This is a genomic window from Bartonella sp. AA81SXKL (assembly GCF_042196945.1).
In the GTDB taxonomy this organism is placed as follows: domain Bacteria; phylum Pseudomonadota; class Alphaproteobacteria; order Rhizobiales; family Rhizobiaceae; genus Bartonella.
This window is the reverse complement of record NZ_JBHIRH010000299.1, coordinates 1-649: the sequence shown is the minus strand read 5'-3', so window position 1 is coordinate 649 and position 649 is coordinate 1. Positions and strand designations below refer to the sequence as shown.

Annotated in this window: 1 protein-coding gene; it reads left to right on the top strand. The window is 39.6% G+C overall.

Annotated elements, in window-relative coordinates; genetic code table 11:
* Nucleotides 1–631: tyrosine-type recombinase/integrase (locus tag ACFINZ_RS11245; RefSeq protein ID WP_375701556.1), on the top strand; the 631-nt coding region annotated here is incomplete at its 5' end.
* Between the last annotated feature and the right edge of the window lie 18 nt (nucleotides 632–649).

Here is a 649-nt window from a genome sequence, read left to right as displayed (position 1 = left end):
TTTAACTTCTTTAAACGGTCTCTTTAATTGGGCAGTTGATAATGCTCTTTTAAATAGAAATCCTGCCTTTAATATAAAAGCACCAAAATCTCTTAACAGTGAGGGGTTACAACCATGGCTAGAAGAGGACATAGATAAATACTACCATCATTGGTCACATGGTAGCCATGAACGCGTCTGGATTGATGTTCTTCTTTACACGGGGTTGCGCCGTGGTGACGCAGTTCGTATCGGCTGGAAAGACGTTAAAGATAATATCATCCATCTTAAAACAGAAAAGAGCCAATTTAAAACGGATGTTTTTCTCCCTATTTTACCAGAACTTACAGAAACTCTTCAAATTGGTCCTATAGGAGATGAAACATTCATTTGTGGTAAAAGTGGAAATAAGCTCGTGAAAGAAAGTTTTGGCAACCTATTTCGTGAAGCCTGTAATGCTGCAGGTATAAAAAAGTCAGCACATGGCTTGCGAAAATTAGCAGCAACACGTGCCGCCAATGCTGGTGCTACAGTTTCACAAATGAAAGCGCTTTTTGGCTGGACAGAAGATAAAATGGCATCTCTTTATACCAAAACAGCCGATCGGAAACGCTTAGCTATCGAAGCAATTAAAAAACTACAAAAAGGTTAGAGCAATGTGCGGCGACTA